The 20335-nt window shown below is 60.2% G+C and carries 16 protein-coding genes; 5 read left to right on the forward strand and 11 right to left on the reverse strand.

The window, feature by feature from the left end; all coding sequences use genetic code 11:
* Nucleotides 1–28 precede the first annotated feature (28 nt).
* The gene (locus tag KGA82_RS18320; RefSeq protein WP_008043154.1) at nt 29–1519 is read right to left on the reverse strand and encodes an aldehyde dehydrogenase family protein; all 1491 of its coding nucleotides are present in this window, start codon (nt 1517–1519) and stop codon (nt 29–31) included.
* A gap of 174 nt (nt 1520–1693) precedes the next feature.
* On the opposite strand from KGA82_RS18320, the gene KGA82_RS18325 reads away from it, so the two are divergent.
* The 3 genes from KGA82_RS18325 to nadE all read left to right on the forward strand — a co-directional run bounded on the left by KGA82_RS18325 (nt 1694) and on the right by nadE (nt 4874).
* Nucleotides 1694–2599, forward strand: coding sequence for a LysR family transcriptional regulator (locus KGA82_RS18325; protein WP_008043152.1), 906 nt, complete (start codon nt 1694–1696; stop codon nt 2597–2599).
* Between the two features lie 216 nt (nt 2600–2815).
* Nucleotides 2816–4042: a nicotinate phosphoribosyltransferase gene (gene pncB, locus KGA82_RS18330; protein ID WP_223451713.1), complete on the forward strand. Its 1227-nt coding sequence runs from the start codon at nt 2816–2818 to the stop codon at nt 4040–4042.
* A 4-nt stretch (nt 4043–4046) separates the two neighbouring features.
* Nucleotides 4047–4874 (forward strand): ammonia-dependent NAD(+) synthetase, encoded by an 828-nt coding sequence (gene nadE / locus KGA82_RS18335; protein WP_008043144.1) that lies wholly within the window; start codon nt 4047–4049, stop codon nt 4872–4874.
* A gap of 164 nt (nt 4875–5038) precedes the next feature.
* Here nadE and azu read toward each other — a convergent pair whose 3' ends face one another.
* The gene (azu, locus tag KGA82_RS18340) at nt 5039–5485 is read right to left on the reverse strand and encodes an azurin (protein ID WP_008035372.1); all 447 of its coding nucleotides are present in this window, start codon (nt 5483–5485) and stop codon (nt 5039–5041) included.
* A 343-nt stretch (nt 5486–5828) separates the two neighbouring features.
* Here azu and KGA82_RS18345 point away from each other — a divergent pair, with 343 nt between their 5' ends.
* Together KGA82_RS18345 and KGA82_RS18350 are read left to right on the forward strand one after the other, a co-directional pair.
* On the forward strand, nt 5829–6416 hold the full coding sequence (locus KGA82_RS18345; RefSeq protein WP_008035363.1) for a TIGR00730 family Rossman fold protein: 588 nt from the start codon (nt 5829–5831) through the stop codon (nt 6414–6416).
* A gap of 68 nt (nt 6417–6484) precedes the next feature.
* Nucleotides 6485–6676 (forward strand): hypothetical protein, encoded by a 192-nt coding sequence (locus KGA82_RS18350; RefSeq protein ID WP_008035362.1) that lies wholly within the window; start codon nt 6485–6487, stop codon nt 6674–6676.
* A gap of 162 nt (nt 6677–6838) precedes the next feature.
* On the opposite strand, the gene KGA82_RS18355 is transcribed toward KGA82_RS18350, so the two are convergent.
* The 9 genes from KGA82_RS18355 to rpsF all read right to left on the reverse strand — a co-directional run bounded on the left by KGA82_RS18355 (nt 6839) and on the right by rpsF (nt 20063).
* Nucleotides 6839–7729 (reverse strand): transglutaminase N-terminal domain-containing protein, encoded by an 891-nt coding sequence (locus KGA82_RS18355; RefSeq protein WP_223451715.1) that lies wholly within the window; start codon nt 7727–7729, stop codon nt 6839–6841.
* Entirely contained in the window at nt 7729–10215 is a 2487-nt protein-coding gene (locus KGA82_RS18360) for a circularly permuted type 2 ATP-grasp protein (RefSeq protein WP_223451717.1), read from the reverse strand. Before KGA82_RS18360 ends, KGA82_RS18355 begins: the two co-directional genes overlap by 1 nt.
* A gap of 88 nt (nt 10216–10303) precedes the next feature.
* Nucleotides 10304–13579 (reverse strand): DUF2126 domain-containing protein, encoded by a 3276-nt coding sequence (locus KGA82_RS18365; RefSeq protein ID WP_223451719.1) that lies wholly within the window; start codon nt 13577–13579, stop codon nt 10304–10306.
* Between the two features lie 397 nt (nt 13580–13976).
* Entirely contained in the window at nt 13977–16280 is a 2304-nt protein-coding gene (locus KGA82_RS18370; RefSeq protein WP_192226931.1) for a YgiQ family radical SAM protein, read from the reverse strand.
* 191 nt (nt 16281–16471) lie between these two features.
* Nucleotides 16472–17866, reverse strand: coding sequence for a replicative DNA helicase (dnaB, locus tag KGA82_RS18375; RefSeq protein WP_008035349.1), 1395 nt, complete (start codon nt 17864–17866; stop codon nt 16472–16474).
* Nucleotides 17867–17985: 119 nt separating this feature from the next.
* Nucleotides 17986–18432 (reverse strand): 50S ribosomal protein L9, encoded by a 447-nt coding sequence (rplI, locus tag KGA82_RS18380; protein ID WP_008035347.1) that lies wholly within the window; start codon nt 18430–18432, stop codon nt 17986–17988.
* A 19-nt stretch (nt 18433–18451) separates the two neighbouring features.
* Nucleotides 18452–19345, reverse strand: coding sequence for a hypothetical protein (locus KGA82_RS18385; protein WP_008035345.1), 894 nt, complete (start codon nt 19343–19345; stop codon nt 18452–18454).
* A 36-nt stretch (nt 19346–19381) separates the two neighbouring features.
* Nucleotides 19382–19612, reverse strand: coding sequence for a 30S ribosomal protein S18 (gene rpsR, locus KGA82_RS18390; protein ID WP_002551829.1), 231 nt, complete (start codon nt 19610–19612; stop codon nt 19382–19384).
* A 28-nt stretch (nt 19613–19640) separates the two neighbouring features.
* Entirely contained in the window at nt 19641–20063 is a 423-nt protein-coding gene (rpsF, locus tag KGA82_RS18395; RefSeq protein ID WP_008035342.1) for a 30S ribosomal protein S6, read from the reverse strand.
* Nucleotides 20064–20335 lie beyond the last annotated feature (272 nt).

Below are 20335 nucleotides of genomic sequence, written 5' to 3' on the forward strand. Positions count from 1 at the left end.
GAGCGAGGCTTGCCCGCGAAGGGGCCCATCAGTCGAACGTAATGCCCTGCGCCAACGGCAACTCCAGCGAGTAGTTCACGGTGTTGGTCTGGCGGCGCATGTACCCGCGCCAGGCATCGGAGCCCGACTCACGACCACCGCCGGTTTCTTTCTCGCCACCAAACGCGCCGCCGATTTCCGCGCCGCTCGGGCCGATGTTGACGTTGGCGATGCCGCAGTCGCTGCCCACTGCCGACATGAATTGCTCGGCTTCACGCACGTCAGTGGTGAAGATGCACGAAGACAGGCCTTGTGGCACGGCGTTGTTCAAACGCAGGGCTTCGTCGAAGTCTTTGTAGCCGATCACATAAAGAATCGGCGCGAAGGTTTCGTGGCAGACCACGTCGCTCTGCTCCGGCATTTCAACAATGGCCGGCGAGACGTAGTAAGCGTTCGGGTATTTGTCTTCCAGCTGACGCTTGCCACCGAAGACCCGGCCGCCCTCGCTCAGGGCCTGCTCCAGCGCATCCTGCATGTTGTCGAAGCTGTGCTTGTCGATCAGCGGACCGATCAGGTTGCCTTCCAGCGGGTTGCCGATACGCACTTTCGAGTACGCGGCTTTCAGGCGGGTGACGATTTCTTCTTTTACCGATTCGTGAGCGATCAGGCGACGCAACGTGGTGCAACGCTGACCGGCAGTGCCGACGGCGCTGAACAGGATGGCGCGAACGGCCATGTCCAGGTCTGCGCTTGGGCCGAGGATCATGGCGTTGTTACCACCCAGTTCGAGAATGCTGCGGGCGAAACGTGCGGCGATTTTCGGTGCCACTTCGCGGCCCATGCGGGTGCTGCCAGTGGCGCTGATCAGCGCGACACGCGGGTCATCGACCAGTGCTTCGCCGGCATCGCGACCACCAATGATCACCTGGCTCAGGTGCGCAGGTGCGTCGCTGAAGTTTTTCAGTACGCGGTCGAACAGCGCCTGGCAGGCCAGTGCGGTCAACGGGGTTTTCTCCGACGGTTTCCAGATCACCGGATTGCCGCAGACCAGCGCCAGTGTGGTGTTCCAGGCCCAGACCGCGACCGGGAAGTTGAACGCACTGATCACGCCCACGACGCCCAGCGGGTGCCAGGTTTCGCGCATGTGGTGGCCTGGACGCTCGGAGGCGATGGTCAAGCCGTACAGTTGACGGGACAGGCCGACGGCGAAGTCGCAGATGTCGATCATCTCCTGAACTTCACCCAGGCCTTCCTGAGTAATCTTGCCCGCTTCCCAGGACACCAGCTCGCCGAGGTCGGCCTTGTATTCGCGCAGGATGTCGCCCAGTTGACGCACCAATTCGCCACGGCGCGGGGCCGGGACCTTGCGCCACAATTCGAACGCATGATCTGCGCGACTGATGTGCTGCTCGACTTCAGCGGCGCCTTCCCAGTTCACAGAGGCGATCTTGCTGCCATCGATCGGCGAATGCACCGGCACTTTGCCGTTCTGGTACAGGGCCGGGTTCACACCAAGACGATCAAGCAATGCGGCAACCATGGGTCACTCCTCGAGCTAAAACAGAAAACGTGCAGCCGGAATATCACGGCTGATCAGACCTGTAGTTTTAGCTCGCCGGAGGTTACCCAACAAACGACCTTTAAGAGAGATATCATTCCGTTTATTCATGCTGCGAATTGCTGGTCAGCAAGAAACAAGAAAAAAGGACAACCCATGCTGAATAAACGCTACCTGCCGTCGATCACCGCGCTGCAGTGTTTCGAGGCCGTGACCCGGCATTTGAGCTTCACGCGGGCCGCCGAAGAGCTGAACCTGACCCAGAGCGCCGTCAGCAAACAGGTCGCGCAACTCGAAGAATTGTTGCAGCACCTGTTGTTTCGTCGAGTACGCCGACGCCTGCAAATGACCCCGGCCGGTGATTTGTATCTGGTTGAGGTACGAAAAATCCTCACGCAAGTCGAGATGTCGACCCATTACCTGCGCTCCTACGGCGGTGAGACCGAAGTCCTGCGCGTCTCGACGCCTCCGACGTTCGGCGCCCGCTGGCTGGTCCCCCGCTTGAAGGGCTGGCGACTGCGCCATCCGTCGATTCATCTGGACCTGTGCAGCGAGCAGGAAGCCGATGACCTGCTGCAAGGTCGCAGCGATCTGGCGTTCTATTTCGGCCAGGGCTCACGGCCCCGCACCGAATGCCTGAAGCTGTTCGGCGAAGAGCTTGTTCCGGTATGTGCACCGAGTAGCCTGCCGGCCACGCCGTTCACCGATCCGACGCAACTTACCGACCTGGTCCTGCTGCAAAACGCCTCCCGGCCGCAGGCCTGGCACGACTGGTTCGACAGCCAGGGTTACCACACCGAACACAGCTATCACGGCCCGCGCTTTGAGACCTTTTATATGTGCATTCGCGCCGCACAGGTCGGCTGTGGCGTGGCGTTGTTGCCGCGGTTTCTGGTGGAAGAGGAATTGGCCGACGGCAAACTGGTCATTCCCTGGCAGCATGCAATGCCCAGTTCCGACGCCTATTACCTGGCGTACCCGGAGCATTCGGCGGAAGTGCCGAAGGTGCGGGATTTTGTGAAGTGGATGCTGGAGCAGATCGACAGCCCTGTAATGCCTTGAGGACGCCTTCGCCGGCAAGCCGTGCTCCTACAGGTTTCGAGCCAGACAAAGATCCTGTAGGAGCCGGGCTTGCCGGCGAAGAGGCCATCGGCAGAGGCACAACCCTCACAAAAAAACACTGGCAATACCCCGCGCTGATATGCGCCACTAGCCTCCATCATTGAAACAGCTGCAACGTCGCCGCCACGGGCCGCGGCCAGCCTGGAGAACCCCGTTATGAGCGAGAGTGTGTTTGCCGATCGCATCGTGCAGAACCTGCTCGACACCGACTTCTACAAACTGACGATGATGCAGGCGGTGCTGCACAACTACCCGAACGTGGAAGTCGAATGGGAGTTTCGTTGCCGTAACAGTGAGGATTTGCGCCCGTACCTGGCGGAAATCCGCTTTCAGATCGAGCGCTTGGCCGAGCTGAGCCTGAGCGCCGACCAGTTGAGTTTCATGGAGCGCATCAGCTTCATGAAGCCGGATTTCCTGCGTTTTCTCGGGTTGTTCCGCTTCAATTTGCGCTACGTCCACACCGGCATCGAAAACGGCGAACTGTTCATCCGCCTGCGCGGACCGTGGCTGCATGTGATCCTGTTCGAAGTGCCGCTGCTGTCCATCGTCAGCGAAGTGCGCAACCGCTATCGCTACCGGGAGATCGTGCTGGTGCAAGCGCGTGAGCAGCTCTATCGCAAGTTCGACTGGCTGACCGCGAATGCCGGCAGCGACGAATTGTCCGAATTGCAAGTAGCCGATTTCGGTACTCGCCGTCGCTTCTCTTACCGTGTGCAGGAAGAAGTGGTGAACGTGCTCAAGCACGATTTCCCCGGGCGCTTCGTCGGCACCAGCAACGTGCACCTTTCGCGAGAGCTGGACATGAAACCGCTGGGCACCATGGCCCACGAGTGGATCATGGCCCACCAGCAACTGGGCCCGCGGCTGATCGACAGCCAGGCCGCCGCCCTCGATTGCTGGGTCCGCGAGTACCGCGGCCTGCTGGGGATTGCCTTGACGGACTGCATCACCATGGATGCCTTCCTCAACGACTTCGACCTGTTCTTCGCCAAGCTTTTTGACGGTCTGCGACATGACTCCGGAAATCCGGTGATCTGGGCGGAAAAGGCGATCGCCCACTATCAAAAGCTGGGTATCGACCCGATGAGCAAGACGCTGACGTTCTCCGACAGCCTGACGCTGCCCAAGGCGCTGGAAATATTTCGCGCATTGCGCGGTCGGATCAATGTCAGCTTCGGCATCGGTACCAACCTGACGTGCGATATTCCGGGTGTCGAACCGATGAGCATCGTGCTTAAAATGGCGGCCTGCAACGGCCAGCCGGTGGCAAAGATCTCCGACGAGCCTGGCAAGACTCACTGTAAAGACCCGAATTTCGTTGCCTATTTGCGACACGTTTTCAAAGTTCCTGCCGCCCTTTCCAGCACACCAAGCAAGGAGTGAATTCATGCAAGCCGTACAGCGTGAGATTGCTGAGCAGCTCAAGGTTCAACCGCCATTCGCCGACGAGGCCGCCCTCGAGGCTGAAATCGCGCGGCGCATCAGTTTCATCCAGGATTGCCTGGTCAATTCCGGGCTCAAGACTCTGGTGCTCGGGATCAGCGGCGGCGTCGATTCCCTGACCGCCGGCCTGCTGGCCCAGCGCGCCATGTGTGAACTGCGCACCCGCACCGGTGATGACAACTACAAGTTCATCGCCGTGCGCCTGCCGTACGAAACCCAGTTCGATGAACACGACGCCCAGGCCTCGGTGGATTTCATCAAGCCAGACGAGCGCCACACCGTGAACATCGGCCCGGCGGTCAAATCCCTGGCCAATGAAGTGGCAGCGTTCGAAGGCAAGCACGCGGTCTCGGTGGATTTCGTCCTCGGCAACACCAAGGCGCGGATGCGCATGGTCGCCCAGTACACCATCGCCGGCGCGGCCCATGGCCTGGTGATCGGCACCGATCATGCGGCGGAAGCGGTGATGGGTTTCTTCACCAAATTCGGCGACGGCGCCTGCGACCTGGCCCCGTTGAGCGGCCTGGTAAAAAATCAGGTCCGGGCAATTGCCCGCAGTTTCGGTGCGCCGGAATCGCTGGTGGAAAAAGTCCCGACGGCGGACCTTGAAGACCTGTCGCCGGGCAAACCGGACGAAGCGTCCCATGGCGTGACGTATGCCGAGATCGATGCGTTCCTGCATGGGCAGCCGGTGCGTGAGGAAGCGTTCAAGATCATTTGCGATACGTACAGGAAGACCCATCACAAGCGGGTGATGCCGTTTGCACCATAAATAAGGCGGCGTCTGGACCGACGTCATCGCTAGCAGGCTAGCTCCCACAAGGACAGCGCAGTACCTGTGGGAGCTAGCCTGCTAGCGATGAACGATGACTCGGTCAAACGCCGGGCACAAAAAAAGCGTCCCAAGTGGACGCTTTTTTTATGCCCGCGATTCGCTTATTTCAGCGTAACCGTGCCTTTCATCATCGAAATGTGGCCCGGGAACGAGCAGAAGAAGCCGTATTTCTCGGCAGCATCAAGCTTGGACACATCGAAGGTCACCGAGTCGGTTTCCTTGGAGCCGATGATTTTGGTGTGAGCGATAATGCGCGCATCACCTTCTTTCAGGTAGTTCTTGTCGATGCCGGCAGACAGGCCATCGGTAGCGATCGGCTGCATGTCCGCTTCTTTGCTCAGCACCCAGTTGTGGCCCATGACGTTTTTCGGCAGGTTGCCGGAGTGGGTCAGTTCAACGGTGAAGGTCTTGCAGCTTTTGTCGATTTCGATGGCCTTGGTGTTGAAGGCCATTTGGTCGGTGGAATCGATGGTCGTCTTGCACTCGGCAGCCATCAATTGACTGCTGGCCAGTGTCAGCAGGGATACCGCAACAAGTTTGGCAAACATGGTGAATCTCCAAGGCAGGGTTAACAAAAGTGCGAATGGACAGAAGACTGCCTGAAAACTTCGCAAGTTCCTATGACCTGAATCAAAAATTGTATACAACTTTCGGGCTATGACACCTATCGAAACAATCTACCAGCCAGACGTCTAGGGCGGCCCTATCATCAGGTCGTCATCACTTATACGGAGCGTCTGTCATGTCAATCAATAGCCTGTTGTGCAGTTTGCTCGCCGCTTACGCCTGTGGCGCCAGTGGCACCTGTGAAACGTCCCGGCGTGAAGTTTAGACCTTGGAGCATAGCGCCTCTGCCTTTACTCTGTGGCCATCCTGACCATGGAGTAAGGCATGTCTTTAGCGTCCGTTTGTGTATTTTGCGGTGCCAGCACCGGCACCAACCCGGCTTATCGTGAAGCCGCTGTCGCCCTCGGGCGAGCATTGGCCGAGCGCAAGCTGACCCTGGTCTATGGCGGCGGTGCCGTCGGGCTGATGGGGATCGTCGCCGATGCTGCACTGGCGGCCGGCGGTGAAGTGATCGGGATCATCCCGCAAAGCCTCAAAGACAAGGAAATCGGTCACAGCGGCCTCACGCGCCTGGAAGTGGTCGACGGCATGCATGCGCGCAAGGCACGGATGGCCGAGCTCAGCGACGCCTTTATCGCGCTGCCCGGTGGCCTGGGCACTCTGGAAGAACTGTTCGAAGTCTGGACCTGGGGCCAGCTCGGCTACCACGGCAAACCGCTGGGACTGCTGGAAGTGAACGGTTTCTACAGCAAGTTGACCGGTTTTCTTGATCATATCGTCGGCGAAGGCTTCGTTCGCGAAGCACACCGTGACATGCTGCAAGTGAGCGAATCGCCGCACACCCTGCTCGATGCACTGGACGCCTGGCAGCCCTCGGTACTGCCAAAATGGGCCGAGCAAAAACCCAGCTAACGGCTAGGCACCGATACAAGGCAGAATATGCGCCGCTCAACCTCACCTTCGACCCCAGAGGATCGCCCATGGCTAAACCTAATTATTCCTTCGCCAAACGTCAGAGAGACTTGGCCAAGGAGCAGAAGAAAGAGGAAAAGCTTCAGCGCAAGAAAGCTTCAGCTGAAGAAGACGCCGCCGCACTGAACCCGGAAGCAGACGGTGAAGTGACCGCAGAAAGTGATGTTGAAGCACCAAAAGATCAGGCGCCCGACGCCTGAGACCCTCAGGGCCCGATGATCTGATCAGGCCCACCGGATCTGTGTCCCGTGTAGGAGCGAGCTTGCTCGCGAAGATATCGAAGACCGCGCGTTTTTCCAGACAGGACGCGTCATCGTTGACGTCCATCGCGAGCAAGCTCGCTCCTACAGGGTGGATCTTTGTTACTCCAGTGGCATCACGGTGACCCGGACTTCCGGATCGTGATTACCGCCTCCCAGAATCACCCCGCGCAACGGCGATACATCGGAGAAATCCCGGCCCCAGGCCAGGGTGATGTGTTCGAGTGCCGGTTGCACATTGTTGGTCGGATCGAAATCCACCCAACCCAACACCGGGCAAAACACTGAAACCCAGGCGTGTGATGCATCGGCACCGATCAGCCGTGGCTGGCCCGGTGGCGGCTGAGTCAGCAGGTAGCCGCTGATGTAACGCGCCGCCAACCCACGGGAACGCACGCACGCGAGCATCAGGTGAGCGAAGTCCTGGCACACCCCGCGACGGCGCTCCAGCACTTCCACCAGAGGCGTTGCCACTTGAGTGGCTTCGGCGTCGAAGGTGAATTCGCTGAAGATTTTTTCCATCAACGCCTGGACGCCGAGCAACAGCGGCCGCCCCGCAGGAAAACAACTTTCCGAGAATTCGACGAAGTTGCGCTTCAAATGCACATAGGGCGATTCGAACCGGTAACGACACGCTTCGAGCACGTCGGACGAAAGCGGCTGGCTGCTGTAGGTCAGTGCGTTGCGGGTTTCTTCCCAGGCCGGCGATTGAGTGAAATCCAGCGTTGGCCGGGCCAGCACTTCGACGGTAAGACTGGCGTTGACCAGTAACTCATCGTGAGGTCGCTCAAACGCCAGCCGGGTCAGTGGGTTGCCGAACACATCCAGTTCGTCGCGGCGCGCCGTCGGGTCGGGGCTGATCTGCAATTGTTGCGCAGTGCAACGCTGCCAGGCGCACGAGCGCGGCCACAGATGCGCCAACTGCTGAGCGAGGGACACCGGGCTGTCGTAGTGATAATGGGTGTCATGGAAAATCTGGTAATGAGCGCTCATCAGACGGACACCGTGCGTTGGCTGACATCATCGACGTGGGCAAAATGGCGCAATGCCAAACGATCCGACACCTGCCCGCTCGCATCGGCGATCTCTTGCAGCAGGTCGGCCAGGCCATTGATGGCGGCGCGTACGCTGGCTTCACCGAACAGCGAATTCTCCAGACACCCAAGATCAAAGCGCGCCAGACGCTCCACCAGAAACGGCAGACCGGCTTCGCGCGGCACAGCAAAATCATCGTTCAAACGTTTGAGGGTGCGGGTCACCAGCTTCAACTGGAACAGCACCGCGTGCGGGTTTTGTTCGTCGAGCAGCAACAGGTCCAGCACCGGAATCAATTGCGCCACCGCCAGATACCGCGAGCGGTAGGTGATGCTGCTGTTACCCAGCTCCAGCAGCCACTCCAGCCCGGCCTGATCAAAGGCGCCGCTACCGCGCAGAAACGCCGCAAGGCTGCCGCTGAGAAATTGCAGGCGCTCGATCCGTCGACCGATCATCAGGAAGCGCCAGCCTTCGTCCCGGGTCATGTCGTCCAGTGCAAAACCCGACAGTGCCGCCAGCGACATCACCAGACGGTTGAGGAAATCCAGCAACTCGCCGAAATCCGGTTCTTCGGTTTCCAGTTCGACGGCCTCACGCTGCAACTCCACCAGCGCCTGCCAGTTTTCCCGCGAGAGCTTTCCGCGCACTTGCGACGCCGCCCACTGCAAGCGTTGCAGGTTGGAACGCAGGCTGAACGGCCAGTCGTCACCGAGCAGCGCCGCCAACAACCGTTCAGGCAGCTCGCCTTCTTCGGGCAGCAACATCAACCGCTCACCCAGATCGACCGCGGCCTCCAGCGCTTGCGGGTCATCGCCATCGACGTAGCGCGCCAGCATGATCCGCAGCAACCGCGCACTGTCATCGCAGCGCTCGCAGTAACGGCCGAACCAGAACAGGTTTTCCACCACCCGCGACGGCAAATACGGATCGCGTCGCACCAGATCGTGCACGCCAATGTTGCGCTGGGCTTTCCATTGTTCGCCGCTGGGTGGCCGGTCCCCCAGCACCCATGTGTCCTTGCTCGCGCCGCCGCGTTGCATCGACACCACTTCAGCGTCGGCCTCGGCGGCCACCCGGGTCAAACCGCCAGGCAGAACCCTATACCCGTCGCGACTCGCCACTGCGTACACGCGCATGCCGATGGCCCGAGGTTGCAACTGACCGCCCTCGGCCTGCCAGATCGGCGCCTGGGACAATTGCGCAAGTTCTTGCGCCACATAGGCATAAGGTCGTGCCTGCATGCGCTCGGAAAGCGCCTGACGCTGTTTTTCACTCAAATCGCGGCCAAACACCGGCGCGAAGCTCTGCGAGGGGAACGCAGGTTTGATCAGCAATTCCGGCAGTTTTTCCAGCGCCTGGGCCAGCACCGGCGCTTCGCCGCACCACCACGTGGCGATAGAGGGCAGGATCAACTCTTCGCCGAACAGGAATTGATTGATCTTCGGCAGGAAGCCCAGCAACCCTGGTGATTCCAGCACGCCGCTGCCCAGCGCGTTGGCCACCAGCACCCGCCCTTGTCGCACGGCTTCGAGCAGGCCCGGCACACCGAGCGCCGAGTCGGTGCGCAGTTCCAGCGGATCGCAGAAGTCGTCGTCGAGCCGACGCATGATCGCGTGGACCCTGCGCAGGCCGCTCAAGGTTTTCAGGTAAACCGTGGCATCGCGCACCGTGAGGTCGCCGCCCTCCACCAACGGATAACCGAGCTGCCGCGCCAGATACAGGTGTTCGAAATAGCTTTCGTTAAAACGCCCCGGTGTCAGCAGCACCACCAATGGCACTTCATCGTCGCTTGGCGCCTGACGGGCCAGGGTTTCCTGAAGCGTGCGGAAGAACCCGGCCAGATGCTGCACCTTCAAATCACGGTACAACTCGGGAAAGGCCCGGGACACGATCGTGCGGTTTTCCAGGGCGTAACCGGCGCCGGACGGTGCCTGGGTCCGATCCGCGGTCACCCACCAGCGACCGTCGGGCGTGCGCGCCAGATCCACGGCATACAGATGCAGAAAGGCCCCGTCGGGCGGCGAGATGCCCTGACAGGGCCAGAGGAAGTTGTTGTGGCCGAATACCAGCTCAGCCGGCAACAAGCCTTCAGCGATCAACCGCTGCGGGCCGTACAAGTCCGCCAGCACAGCATTCAACAGGCGAGCCCGCTGGGCGATGCCGGCCGACAAGTGCTCCCATTCGTCCGCAGCGATCACGTGCGGCAGCAAGTCCAGCTCCCACGGCCGGTCGGCCCCCTTGGGATCGGCATAGACGTTGTAGGTCACGCCGTTTTCCTGGATCTGCCGGGTCAGCAGTGCCTGACGCTGCACCAGCTGCGCGGGCGTGCTGCGTTGCAACTGGTCGAACAACCGGCGCCAGTGCGGGCGTACGGCGCCACTGTCGTCGAGCAGTTCGTGATAAGTGCCCGCCGTCAGCGGGTAGCGGTCAAGCAGGTCAGGCATGGAAAGCTCGGCAGACAGCAAGGAACGGTCAGACTAACGCACGCTCATGACGCCCGGATATACGAAAAATCCGAGCGTCGCGTACGGTTTAGAAACGTCGCAAATCGAGAGTCATCGGCAGCTCGTCGTTTATTTCCAGAATTGGTATAGGAAGTTTCCCCGGGCTGTGTCCGATGCGGAAGAAACGCGCCATCCTCCGACTCTCGGCTTCATTGGCGTTCACCGGCAAGCTGTCATAGTTGCGCCCGCCCGGATGGGCGACGTGGTACTGACACCCCCCCAGCGAACGCTGCATCCAGGTGTCGAGCAGGTCGAACACCAGCGGCGCATGGACAGGGATCGTCGGTTGCAGACAGTTGGCCGGCTGCCAGGCACGAAAGCGCACGCCTGCGACGAACTCGCCAACCCGACCGGTCGGTTGCAAAGGCACCGGAACGCCGTTGCAGGTCAGCAAATAGCGCTGCGGTGCCAGGCCGGTGAGTTTCACCTGCAAGCGCTCCAGGGATGAATCCACGTAGCGCACCGTGCCGCCGACCGCGCCCTCCTCGCCCAGTACATGCCAAGGCTCCAGCGCCTGACGCACTTCCAGTTCGATGCCGCTGACGGCGTAATCGCCGACCTTGGGAAAGCGAAACTCCAGATGCGCGGCAAACCACTCGGCCCGCACCGGATAACCCGCGGCATTGAGGTCGACGATCACATCAGCGAAATCCTGCTCGATAAAGTGTGGCAACAGGAACCGGTCGTGCAATTCCGTGCCCCAGCGCGCCAGTTTCGGCGGCGCGTAAGGCTCGCGCCAGAACCGCGCAACCAGCGCTCGCAGCAACAACTGCTGAGCCAGGCTCATGCGAGCGTGAGGCGGCATTTCAAAAGCGCGCAACTCCAGCAAGCCAAGGCGCCCCGTTGCGCCATCGGGCGAATAAAGCTTGTCGATGCAGAATTCGGCGCGATGAGTGTTACCCGTCACGTCTATCAACAGGTTGCGCAGCAGCCGGTCGACCAGCCACGGCGCGCATTCTTCGCCGGGTTGAGGCATCTGGGCGAAAGCGATTTCCAGCTCGTACAACGCATCGTTGCGCGCTTCATCGACGCGCGGCGCCTGGGACGTCGGGCCGATGAACAATCCGGAAAACAGGTAGGACAACGACGGGTGGTTATGCCAGTAACTGATCAGGCTGCGCAGCAAATCGGGACGGCGCAGGAACGGTGAGTCAGCCGGTGTCGCGCCGCCCAGTACGAAATGGTTACCGCCGCCGGTGCCGGTGTGTCGACCGTCGATCATAAATTTTTCAGTGGTCAGCCGCGTCTGGCGCGCCTCTTCGTAGAGAAATTCGGTGCGCTCGACCAGTTCATCCCAGGTCTCGGACGGCTGCACGTTGACCTCGATCACGCCCGGGTCCGGGGTGATGCGGAAGTTGCTCAGGCGCGGATCGCTTGGCGGTTCATAGCCTTCCAGCAGCACCGGACAATGCAGTTCCTCAGCCGTGGCCTCGATTGCAGTGACCAGCTCCAGATAATCCTCGACCCGCTCCAGCGGCGGCATGAACAAGTACAACCGCCCCTCCCGCGCCTCGGCGCAGAACGCGGTGCGTGTCAGCCAATCGGCGGATTCGTCGATTTCCAGATCACGCTCGACCGCTTCGGCCGCGGCGGCGGGGCGGCTCAACTGCTGAGTATCCGGGAGCGTCGGGAATTCCTGATTGGGGTCGTTGGGGTAGATAAAGGGATACTCGGCGGCTTTCACCCACGGCTGCGAGCCCAGCGGCAAGCGATAACCCAGTGGCGAATCGCCCGGCACCAACCGGCAGTGCTCGTCGCGCAGGTACCAGCGACCGCTTTGCCACTGATCGCCCTTGGCGGTGCGCGCCAATGGCAACACCTGGCCGATCACTTTATCCAGTCCCTGACTGAAGACTTTGCGCAGTCGCGCACGCTCCAAGGGTTCTTCCAGACGCGAATCTTCGGCGCTGACATTCAGCGGCAAAGTGCCTTCGCGCCAGAGGTAATAGAAATTGTCTTCGTAGGCTGGGAACACAAAGCGTGTCGGAATTTTCAGGCGTTCGGCGACACTCGCCAGAAAACGCCCGGCCAGTTCGCCATCGGCACCGTAGTCTTCCTGCTCATCGGCAATCAGCGCGCTGTTGTGCCAGATCGGCACGCCATCGCGGCGCCAGTAGCAGTTCAGCGACCAGCGCGGCAGTTGCTCGCCGGGGTACCACTTGCCTTGACCGAAATGCACCAGGCCTTTGGGTGCGTAATGTTTGCGCATGCGCTGGAACAGCTCGGCGGACAAACGCCGCTTGTCTGGCCCCAGCGCGGCGGTGTTCCACTCGGCGCCGTCCGGATCGTCGATGGAGACGAAGGTCGGCTCGCCGCCCATGGTCAGGCGTACGTCGCCTTCCAGCAGGTCGGCATCAATCTGCCGGCCCAGCGCCTGGATCGCCAGCCACTGGTCTTCGGTGTAGGGCTTGGTGACGCGCGGTGCCTCCCAAATCCGTTCAACGGACATTTCGTGGGTGAATTCGCACTCGCACGGTTCCACCAGGCCACTGATCGGTGCCGCAGAGCCCGGATCGGGACTACACGCCAACGGAATGTGTCCTTCACCGGCAAACAGGCCTGAGGTCGCGTCCAGGCCGATCCAGCCGGCACCGGGCAAATAGACCTCGCACCAGGCGTGCAAATCGGTGAAATCCACTTCGGTGCCCGACGGACCGTCGAGGCTTTTGACGTCGGCGGTCAGTTGAATCAGGTAGCCGGAGACAAAACGCGCCGCCAGGCCCAGGTTGCGCAGCAGCTGCACCAGCAGCCACGCCGAGTCGCGGCAGGAACCGGAGGCATGTTCGAGTGTGTGTTCGGGCGTTTGCACGCCCGGCTCCATGCGGATCAGGTAACCGATGTCCTCGCTCAGGCGCTGATTGAGCGCGACGAGGAAATCGACGCTGGGCAGCGGCGTGCGGTCGATGCCGTCCAGATAGGCCTTGAATTTCGGCGTCAGCGGCAGGGTTTCCAGGTACGGCGTCAGTTCCTTGCGCTCGTCCGCGGCGTAGGCAAACGGGATTTTTTCCGCGTAGGGTTCGAGGAAGAAGTCGAACGGATTGAATACGGCCATTTCCGCCAGCAGATCGACCTCGATCCGCAGTTCCTCGGTTTTCTCCGGGAACACCAGACGCGCCAGGTAATTACCTTGGGGGTCTTGCTGCCAGTTAATGAAGTGCTGCTCGGGCGAGACTTTCAGCGCATACGACAGTATCCGCGTACGGCTGTGGGCGGCCGGGCGCAGGCGGACAATCTGCGGACCGAGCTCGACAGCGCGGTCGTAGCGGTAATGCGTGACGTGGTGCAATGCGACATGAATCGACACGGCGTGCCTCCTGCGAGCCTTAAGCGTTATCGAAAGCGCGCAAGACTTATGCCATCCAGTGGCGCTGGCGCTTTCTCCGGTTGCTTGAGGCAGTACAGCACCAAAATCGGGCGATGCAGGAAATTGGTTTGGGGGCGTTGCACGCAAATGTGGCGACCAGTGGGCTGTCAGCTGGAATTGGCTGCGGCTGTAGTGGCCTCATCGCGAGCAGGCTCGCTCCCACAATGATCTCTGTCGTTCACAAATTCTGCATCCAAAGAAAAACCTGTGGGAGCGAGCCTGCTCGCGATGAGGCCAGTCGCTACAACCCATTATCTGACTCTGAAAACGCCCGCTTGGTTGCCGCACACAAAAACGCCAACCCGAAGGTTGGCGTTCTGTTCAGCTCAAGTGAGGCTTAGCGCGGCACAACCGGCTTGCGCGCAGGCTTCGGCCCTTTGCCTTTGGCTGCATCCTTGCGCTCTTTGGCCGCCTGCTGGTTGCGGGCGAATGCCGCTGCCTTGGCCTGTTCACGCTTGTCCCACGGGTTACCGCCATCGCTGGCACGCGGTGGCAGACCGGTGTGCTGGGTCAGGATCTTGGTGGTCTTCTCACCCGCGACCTTGTGACTGCCGGCCGGCGTCGAGTTCTTGCGACGGGCGCTCTGATAGCTGTCGCTCGCTGGCTGATGCAGCGGGATCAACTGGTTCTTGCCCGGCCCGATCAGGTCGGCGCGGCCCATGCGGGTCAGCGCTTCACGCAGCATCGGCCAGCCTTTCGGATCGTGGTAACGCAAGAACGCCTTGTGCAGACGACGCTGCTCTTCGCTCTTGACGATGGTCACGGCGTCGCTCTTGTAAGTGACCTTGCGCAGCGGGTTCTTGCCCGAGTGGTACATCGCGGTGGCAGTGGCCATCGGCGACGGGTAGAACGCCTGCACCTGGTCGGCGCGGAAGCCGTTGCCCTTGAGCCACAGGGCCAGGTTCATCATGTCTTCGTCGGTCGTGCCCGGGTGAGCGGCGATGAAGTACGGAATCAGGTACTGCTCTTTCCCGGCTTCCTTGGAGTACTTCTCGAACATGCGCTTGAACTTGTCATAGCTGCCGATGCCCGGTTTCATCATCTGATTGAGCGGACCTTCCTCGGTGTGTTCCGGGGCGATCTTCAGGTAACCACCGACGTGGTGGGTCACCAGCTCCTTGACGTATTCCGGCGACTCGACCGCAAGGTCATAGCGCAGACCGGAAGCGATCAAAATCTTCTTCACACCCGGCAACGCACGGGCGCTGCGATACAGCTGGATCAACGACGAGTGGTCGGTGTTCAGGTTCGGGCAGATGCCTGGGAACACGCACGATGGCTTGCGGCACGCGGATTCGATTTCCGGGCTCTTGCAGGCGATGCGGTACATGTTCGCGGTCGGGCCGCCGAGGTCGGAAATGACGCCGGTGAAACCTGGCACCTTGTCGCGGATCTCTTCGATTTCGCGAATGATCGACTCTTCGGAACGGTTCTGGATGATCCGGCCTTCGTGCTCGGTGATCGAGCAGAAGGTGCAGCCGCCGAAGCAGCCACGCATGATGTTCACCGAGAAGCGGATCATGTCGTAGGCAGGGATTTTTTCCTTGCCGTACGCCGGGTGCGGAATACGGGCGTAAGGCATGCCGAACACGTAGTCCATTTCTTCGGTGGTCATCGGAATCGGCGGCGGGTTGAACCAGACGTCGACTTCGCCGTGCTTCTGCACCAGCGCGCGGGCGTTGCCCGGGTTGGTTTCCAGGTGAAGCACGCGGTTGGCGTGAGCGTAAAGCACCGCATCGCCACGGACCTTCTCGACCGACGGCAGACGGATAACCGTTTTGTCGCGGGTCATTTTCGGGCTGGCCAGAATCTGCACGACCTTGGCTTCGCTCGGGTCTTCAACCGGCCCCTTTTCCTGCTCGATGGCGCAGGCCTGGGTGTCCTGGGTGTTCACGTACGGGTTGATGATCTTGTCGATCTTGCCCGGACGGTCGATACGCGTGGAGTCGACTTCGTACCAGTCCTTCGGCGTATCGCGACGGATGAACGCAGTGCCGCGCACATCGGTGATGTCTTCGATCTTGTGGCCGTAGGACAGGCGCTGGGCGACTTCGACAATCGCACGCTCGGCGTTGCCGTAGAGCAGGATATCGGCGCAGGCGTCGATCAGGATCGAGTTGCGCACCCGGTCCTGCCAGTAGTCGTAGTGGGCGATGCGGCGCAGGGAAGCTTCAATACCGCCGAGCACGATCGGCACGTTCTTGTAGGCTTCCTTGCAGCGCTGGCTGTAAACCAGGCTCGCGCGATCCGGACGTTTGCCCGCCAGGCCACCGGGGGTGTAGGCGTCGTCGGAACGGATCTTCTTGTCGGCGGTATAGCGGTTGATCATCGAGTCCATGTTGCCGGCCGCGACACCGAAGAACAGGTTCGGCTCGCCGAGCTTCATGAAGTCGTCTTTGGACTGCCAGTTCGGCTGGGCAATGATCCCGACGCGGAAGCCCTGGGACTCCAGCAGCCGGCCGATGATCGCCATGCCGAACGACGGATGGTCAACGTAGGCATCACCGGTGACGATGATGATGTCGCATGAATCCCAGCCAAGCTGATCCATCTCCTCCCTGCTCATTGGCAGGAATGGCGCTGGACCGAAGCATTCGGCCCAGTACTTGGGATAGTCAAATAACGGCTTGGCTGTTTGCATGACGATGACCGGTGTTGAGATGAAAAATCGCGGGCGCGGAATATAGCACAAAAAATGACCAATTCCGACGGTTATGGTCGGAAATTGGTGGCGACCTCATTCGCGGGCAAGCCTCGCTCCTACAGAGGAATGTGATCCCCTGTAGGAGCGAGGCTTGCCCGCGAATGAGGCCCTGACAGGCGCTACATAATTTACTCGTCGTCGAAGTTGTAGCTACCCGGCGCCAGGTTTTCGAAGCGGGTGTACTTACCGATGAACGCCAGTCGCGACGTGCCGATTGGGCCGTTCCGCTGCTTGCCGATAATAATTTCGGCGATGCCTTTGTGTTCGGTTTCCGGGTGATAAACCTCATCCCGGTACACGAACATGATGACGTCGGCATCCTGCTCGATCGCTCCGGATTCCCGGAGGTCGGAGTTGATCGGCCGTTTGTTCGGTCGTTGCTCCAGGGAGCGGTTGAGCTGGGACAGCGCCACCACCGGGCAATTGAATTCCTTGGCCAGGGCCTTCAAGGAACGCGAGATCTCGGAAATCTCGTTGGTCCGGTTGTCACCACCGGAACCCGGAATCTGCATCAATTGCAGGTAGTCGATCATGATCAGGGCGACATCGCCGTGCTCACGCACCAGACGCCGGGTCCGCGCGCGCATTTCCGACGGGCTGATGCCCGCGGTATCGTCGATGAACAGCTTGCGGTCGTTGAGCAGGTTGACCGCCGATGTCAGGCGCGGCCAATCGTCGTCGTCCAGGCGACCGGCACGGACCTTGGTCTGGTCGATACGGCCGAGGGACGACAACATACGCATGATCAGCGATTCGCCTGGCATCTCGAGCGAGTAAACCAGTACGCACTTGTCGCTGCGCAACACGGCGTTTTCCACCAGGTTCATCGCAAAGGTGGTTTTACCCATCGACGGACGGCCAGCGACGATGATCAAGTCGGCCGGCTGCAGGCCGCTGGTCTTCTCGTCGAGGTCGGTGTAACCGGTGGACAAGCCAGTGATGGCGTTATCGGTGTTGAACAAGGTATCGATGCGGTCGATGGCCTTGGTCAGCAGGTCATTCACGCTCACCGGGCCGCCGGTTTTAGGCCGGGCCTCGGCGATCTGGAAGATCTGCCGCTCGGCTTCGTCGAGAATCTCTTCAGCCGTGCGACCTTCCGGGTTGAAGGCGCTGTCGGCAATCTCGGTGGCGATGCCGATCAACTGCCGCAACGTCGCTCGCGCGCGAACGATCTGCGCATACGCCTTGATGTTGGCGACGGACGGCGTGTTTTTCGCCAGCTCACCGAGGTAACCGAGGCCACCGACCTGCGAGGTCTGACCTTCCTTGTCCAATTGCTCGGCAAGGGTCACGACGTCGATCGGGGAGTTCTGGTCGGCGAGTTTGGCGATCGCGCGGAAAATCAGGCGGTGGTCATGTCGATAGAAATCGCCGTCGGAGACTTGATCAAGCACGCGCTCCCAGGCGTTGTTGTCCAGCATCAGACCACCGAGCACGGCCTGTTCGGCCTCGATGGAATGCGGCGGCACCTTCAGGGAAGCGGTTTGCAGATCGTATTGCTCGGGAGCGGAGATATCGTTCATGGCCACTTGAATAGTTGTGAAAATCAGGAACTGCAGAAAGACAAAGGGCACGACCTGTAAACAGGATCGTGCCCGATGTTACCGGCAAGCACCCGAGGGTGCCAGCCGACAAGTGCTGCTTAAGCTGCTACCACGACAACGCGTACGGTGGCTTCAACTTCGGCGTGCAGGTGCACGGCTACGTCGAATTCGCCTACGTTGCGGATGGTGCCGTTCGGCAGACGAACTTCGCTTTTTGCAACTTCAACGCCAGAGGCGGTCAGTGCATCAGCGATGTCGTGAGTACCGATCGAACCGAACAGCTTGCCTTCGTCACCAGCGGTGGCAGTGATAGTCACTTCCAGCTCAGCCAGTTGGGCGGCACGGCTTTCAGCCGAAGTTTTACGGTCTGCTGCGGCTTTTTCCAGCTCAGCACGACGCTCTTCGAACGCAGCCAGGTTGGCTGGGGTCGCGGCGGTAGCTTTGCCGTAAGGCAGCAGGTAGTTACGACCGTAACCAGCCTTAACGTTTACTTTGTCACCCAGGTTGCCCAGGTTGGTGACTTTTTCCAGAAGGATCAGTTGCATGTGAAAATCCTCTTAACTTTTAACCTTCACCGTTCGCGCTATCGACGTCTTTCGGCGTCGAACGACCGCGAAAATCAATCAGGCTGTCGACGATGGCCAGGACCACCAGCAACGGATAGATCAGCTGCATGAACAGCAACAGCGTGACGTACAACCCCACCAGCCAGAATCTGGCCAGTCGCTTTTGCGCCACCAGCCCGTGAATCAGGGCCAGCCCGGCGAACACCAGCGGTACACTGCACAACGGCGTCAACATGGCCATCTGCGGGCCGATGTTCGGCCCCAGAAGCATGAACGCCAGCAGTAACATCGCCAGCCCCAGCGGGAATCGGATGGCGCGAAATTCGCGACCAAAACCACCCGGGTTGTACAACAACGCCTGCCAGTAGCGCCCGACAATCAGGCTCAGCACACTGACGATTTGCAACAAAGCCGCAATCAGGCCAGTCAGGACCGGTGCAATCAGGGACGCAAAATGCGCTTGCTCGTCTACCGACAACTTCTGGTAGACATCACCGAGTAGCGACGGCATGACCTTTATCAAGGCCTGCGCCAGCATCTCGATTTGGGGAGCAAAAACTGTCCCCAGCACCACTGCAAACACCACTCCCATCGCTATGCTGACCAGCAGCACGCGGTTCCAGGACTCGCTTGCGCGCAAAACCAACGCAAGGCTCGAAGACCCCAGCAGCACCAGAAGTGCCCGTGGGTCATCGGAGTAAAGCCACCAGATCAACGCCGGCAGCAGTCCCAGAGCAAGTACGCCAAGGGCGTCCTTCAATCCGCGCCGCAGGAGCACAAGGCATCCGGCGGCAGCACCCAACCAATACAACAACGGCAATGTTGCGCATCCAGCCACTACGAGAGTGGCCTGCATACGGCCGCGCATGATGAACTCAGCTATGGCACGCATGCATTCAATCCTTTGCTACGTGTCGACTGCCCGGTCTCAGCGGCCGTGGCTGTCGGTGTAGGCCAGCAGGGCCAGGAAGCGGGCGCGCTTGATAGCGGTGGCCAGCTGACGCTGATAACGAGCTTTGGTACCGGTGATGCGGCTTGGAACGATTTTGCCGGTCTCGGATACGTAGGCTTTCAGAGTGTTGAGATCTTTGTAATCGATCTCTTTCACGTCTTCAGCGGTGAAGCGGCAGAATTTACGACGACGGAAGAAACGTGCCATGTAATAGGCTCCTCAAAAGGTCCGTGGATTACTCGTCAGCGTTATCGCTGTTGTCGCTGTCATCACCATCAACGCCTTCGGCGTCGGAGTGCTCAGGACGGTCGCGACGCTCACGGCGCTCACTGCGGTTTTCTTCAGCCTTGAGCATCTCGGATTGGCCGGTAACGGCTTCTTCGCGACGGATGACCAGGTTACGGATCACTGCATCGTTGTAGCGGAAGTTGTCTTCCAGCTCGGCCAGGGCCTTGCCAGTGCACTCAACGTTCAGCATCACGTAGTGAGCCTTGTGAACATTGTTGATTGCGTAGGCCAGTTGACGACGGCCCCAATCTTCCAGACGGTGGATTTTGCCGCCGTCTTCTTCGATCAGCTTGGTGTAACGCTCAACCATGCCGCCGACTTGCTCGCTTTGATCCGGGTGGACCAAAAAGATGATTTCGTAATGACGCATGAATGCTCCTTACGGGTTGTAGCCTGCCGCTCAAAAGCGGTCAGACAAGGAGTGAATGACACTTATGGACTTGCTTGCGATAGACACATGCGTGCCTGCCGTCACAGCAAGGGGCGCAATTGTAGAGAAGGGACAGAAGAGGTGCAAGGCAATTGGTGATTATTTGAACAACCACCAACAACCCCGCTTCTGTAGGAGCCGGCTTGCTGGCGATCCGTGCGACGCGGTCTGTCAGATGGACCGCGTCGCCTGGATCGCCAGCAAGCCGGCTC

Origin of the sequence: Pseudomonas sp. BF-RE-22 (genome assembly GCF_019956155.1) — a bacterium.
Lineage (GTDB): Bacteria > Pseudomonadota > Gammaproteobacteria > Pseudomonadales > Pseudomonadaceae > Aquipseudomonas > Aquipseudomonas migulae.

Bases quoted from the DNA above. Each gene is read 5' to 3' on its own strand.
- KGA82_RS18320 (WP_008043154.1), bottom strand. From the start codon at position 1,519: ATGGTTGCCGCATTGCTTGATCGTCTTGGTGTGAACCCGGCCCTGTAC.
- KGA82_RS18325 (WP_008043152.1), top strand. From the start codon at position 1,694: ATGCTGAATAAACGCTACCTGCCGTCGATCACCGCGCTGCAGTGTTTC.
- pncB (WP_223451713.1), top strand. From the start codon at position 2,816: ATGAGCGAGAGTGTGTTTGCCGATCGCATCGTGCAGAACCTGCTCGAC.
- nadE (WP_008043144.1), top strand. From the start codon at position 4,047: ATGCAAGCCGTACAGCGTGAGATTGCTGAGCAGCTCAAGGTTCAACCG.
- azu (WP_008035372.1), bottom strand. From the start codon at position 5,485: ATGTTTGCCAAACTTGTTGCGGTATCCCTGCTGACACTGGCCAGCAGT.
- KGA82_RS18345 (WP_008035363.1), top strand. From the start codon at position 5,829: ATGTCTTTAGCGTCCGTTTGTGTATTTTGCGGTGCCAGCACCGGCACC.
- KGA82_RS18350 (WP_008035362.1), top strand. From the start codon at position 6,485: ATGGCTAAACCTAATTATTCCTTCGCCAAACGTCAGAGAGACTTGGCC.
- KGA82_RS18355 (WP_223451715.1), bottom strand. From the start codon at position 7,729: ATGAGCGCTCATTACCAGATTTTCCATGACACCCATTATCACTACGAC.
- KGA82_RS18360 (WP_223451717.1), bottom strand. From the start codon at position 10,215: ATGCCTGACCTGCTTGACCGCTACCCGCTGACGGCGGGCACTTATCAC.
- KGA82_RS18370 (WP_192226931.1), bottom strand. From the start codon at position 16,280: ATGCAAACAGCCAAGCCGTTATTTGACTATCCCAAGTACTGGGCCGAA.
- dnaB (WP_008035349.1), bottom strand. From the start codon at position 17,866: ATGAACGATATCTCCGCTCCCGAGCAATACGATCTGCAAACCGCTTCC.
- rplI (WP_008035347.1), bottom strand. From the start codon at position 18,432: ATGCAACTGATCCTTCTGGAAAAAGTCACCAACCTGGGCAACCTGGGT.
- KGA82_RS18385 (WP_008035345.1), bottom strand. From the start codon at position 19,345: ATGCGTGCCATAGCTGAGTTCATCATGCGCGGCCGTATGCAGGCCACT.
- rpsR (WP_002551829.1), bottom strand. From the start codon at position 19,612: ATGGCACGTTTCTTCCGTCGTCGTAAATTCTGCCGCTTCACCGCTGAA.
- rpsF (WP_008035342.1), bottom strand. From the start codon at position 20,063: ATGCGTCATTACGAAATCATCTTTTTGGTCCACCCGGATCAAAGCGAG.